This window comes from Monashia sp. HAY1-2A, assembly GCF_056755315.1.
In genome coordinates this window covers 1-2,146 of the sequence record NZ_JBNDHY010000279.1, presented here as the reverse complement: position 1 = coordinate 2,146, position 2,146 = coordinate 1, and the positions used below count along the sequence as shown (strand labels likewise).

Here is a 2,146-nt window from a genome sequence, read left to right as displayed (position 1 = left end):
GCGCACGCACCGACCATGGAGGCCTCGGCGCCCGCGTTGACGAACCCGAGGACACCGTCGGCCTGCCCGCGGGTGAGCAGGTAGACGACCGCCGCGAGGCCGAGCAGGCCCGTGGCCAGCACCCTCATCCGGCGCAGGTCGTGGCGGCGCTGGGCGTCGAGGGCCGGGTCGGCGATGAAGCCGAGGGGTCCGCTCGCGCCGCCTGGTCCTCCGGGCACCGACGCTCCCTTCGTCACTGACTGCATGTCGCTCGTCCTACCCGACGAACGCGCGAGCCCCCGCCGACGCTCCCGACACCCGTGACGCTGCCCGGTGACCGGCCGCCGACGCGTCGCTCAGCCCGCGGGCTCGAGCGCGAACGTCAGGGCATCGATCCTCGCACGCGTCTCGCCGTCGGTCGCGATGCGCTCGCCGATGCGCGTCGCGACGGCACCGACCTCGTCGGCCCCGAGACCCGCGCGCAGGGCCAGGACGACCCTCAGGACGCCCGCACCTGCGGGCTCCCCCGCTTCGAGGCGGTGTGCGGCGACGTCAGGCTCGCCCGCGACCGCCGCCTCGACCGCGGCGGCGACGTGGGGGTCGGCGTGGCTCGGTACCCACGGCCGCTGCTGTGCCAACGCCCAGAGCATGCTCGGACGCAGGACCGTGGCGTGCGGGCTGGCGACGTCGACGACGAGGACCTGGCACTCCTCGGAGATCGCGGCCTGTGCCGCGGACGAGGCCGGGACGGGCACCGGTCGGGCGGCGGCGTCCCACTCGGAGAGGCTGGCGAGCGAGGAGAAGACGGGCAGCGCGCGCGAGCCGTCCGGGGCCGTCAGCGTGACGGCGGCCATGTCGCTGCGGGTGTCGGTGGCGTGCTCGCCCGTCTCGTCGACCTCGGTCGCCACCGCGACGACGGGCACGAGCCACCGCGCCGCGGCGACGGCTGCGACGAGCGCCTGCTCGGCCTGCGGCGTCGGTGCCGTCCGTGCGGCCTCGACGGCCGCGAGGAGCGCGGCATCGGCCGCGCCGGTGTCACCGGCGAACCCGTGGCTGGGGATCGACTTGCCCTCCCACGCCTGCCCGGCTGAGTCGGACGGCCGTCCCGCGGCGTCGTGGAAGGCAGCGGGGGGCCGGCTCACGGGCGGGCCTCGGGCCGGCCCGCGACGTCGAGCGCCTCCGGGAGGGTGAAGGCGCCCCGGTAGAGCGCCGACCCGATGATCGCGCCCTCGACGCCGACGTCGACGAGGGCGCGGATGGCCGCGACGTCGTCCAGGGTCGAGACGCCGCCGCTCGCGACGACGGGTCGGTCGGTGCGCCCGCACACCTCGCGGAGCAGGTCGGTGTTCGGGCCCTGGAGCATGCCGTCCTTCTGCACGTCGGTGACGACGTACCGCGCGCAGCCTTCTCGGTCGAGCCGGTCGAGGACGTCCCACAGGTCGCCGCCGTCGCGGGTCCAGCCGCGCGCGGCCAGGGTCGTGCCCCGCACGTCGAGCCCGATCGCGACACGGTCGCCGTGCTCGGCGATGACCGAGGCCGTCCACTCGGGGTCCTCGAGGGCGGCGGTGCCGATGTTGACGCGCCGGCATCCCGTGGCGAGGGCCGCCTCGAGGGAGGGCGTGTCGCGGATGCCACCGGACAGCTCCACCCGCAGGTCGAGGCGACCGACGATCGAGGCGATGAGGTCGCGGTTGCTGCCGCGCCCGAAGGCGGCGTCGAGGTCGACGAGGTGGATCCACTCGGCGCCCTGGTCCTGCCAGGCCTTCGCGGCCTCCCACGGGTCACCGAACTGGCCGCCGGTGCCGGCGACGCCCTGGACGAGCTGGACGGCCTGACCGCCCGCGATGTCGACCGCGGGCAGCAGCTCGAGGCGCGGCTGGTCGTTCTGGGGTGACTGGGTCACGGCTGGGATCTCCTCGGCGTCGTGCGGGGGTGGCGGGCTGCTGCTCGGCAGCGGGGCCCGGTCGGTCACAGGCTGCGGACCCAGTTCTCCAGCAGGTGGGCCCCGGCGTCTCCGGACTTCTCCGGGTGGAACTGGGTCGCGCAGAGCGGTCCGTTCTCGACCGCCGCGACGAACCGCGCCCCGTGCTCCGCCCACGTCACGTGCGGGGCCACCCGCTCGAAGGCCCCGGTGGCCTCGAGCGTCCAGCGCTGCACCGCGTAGGAG

At 75.8% G+C, this 2,146-nt stretch carries 2 protein-coding genes and 2 pseudogenes; all 4 read right to left on the bottom strand.

The genetic code is table 11. The features are described from left to right. Positions 1 to 245: pseudogene (locus tag ACPYOM_RS21750) on the bottom strand (hypothetical protein); the annotation flags it as partial. A gap of 90 nt (positions 246 to 335) precedes the next feature. Beyond that, complete coding sequence (locus ACPYOM_RS21745; protein ID WP_481341087.1) at positions 336 to 1,121, bottom strand: SseB family protein; 786 nt, start codon at positions 1,119 to 1,121, stop codon at positions 336 to 338. Further along, a complete protein-coding gene (gene priA, locus ACPYOM_RS21740) occupies positions 1,118 to 1,882 on the bottom strand; it encodes a bifunctional 1-(5-phosphoribosyl)-5-((5-phosphoribosylamino)methylideneamino)imidazole-4-carboxamide isomerase/phosphoribosylanthranilate isomerase PriA (protein ID WP_481347552.1) in 765 nt (254 codons plus the stop codon). Before priA ends, ACPYOM_RS21745 begins: the two co-directional genes overlap by 4 nt. 65 nt (positions 1,883 to 1,947) lie before the next feature. After that, positions 1,948 to 2,146 (bottom strand): annotated as a pseudogene (locus ACPYOM_RS21735) (imidazole glycerol phosphate synthase subunit HisH); the annotation flags it as partial.